Origin of the sequence: Pseudomonas sp. 5Ae-yellow (assembly GCF_014077575.1) — a bacterium.
Classification (GTDB): domain Bacteria; phylum Pseudomonadota; class Gammaproteobacteria; order Pseudomonadales; family Pseudomonadaceae; genus Halopseudomonas; species Halopseudomonas neustonica.
This window is the reverse complement of the sequence record NZ_JACGWE010000160.1, coordinates 1-252: the sequence shown is the minus strand read 5'-3', so window position 1 is coordinate 252 and position 252 is coordinate 1. Positions and strand designations below refer to the sequence as shown.

Here is a 252-nt window from a genome sequence, read left to right as displayed (position 1 = left end):
AAGCTGAGGCCTTGGGCATGACTAACTTGAATGGTGGCACGCTCTGCAACGCTGAGTTCGGAATAAGACATAGGGCAGCACCGTACCGGAAAGGTCAGGTGTTGCACTCAGTTTTTGCCGCCGCCCTTCTTTGGGATGCTGAAGCGAGAGCGAGTACATCACCGACGTTACCGTACTCAAGACGAGGCAAGAGCAGACCTATTTGAATACATCGAGCGGTTCCATAATCCTAGGATGCGACGTAGAGTTGCT

The 252-nt window shown here is 52.4% G+C and carries 1 pseudogene; it reads left to right on the top strand.

The annotated features are described in order from the left end of the window. Positions 1-126 precede the first annotated feature (126 nt). Positions 127-252 (top strand): annotated as a pseudogene (locus H4J77_RS19690) (IS3 family transposase); the annotation flags it as partial.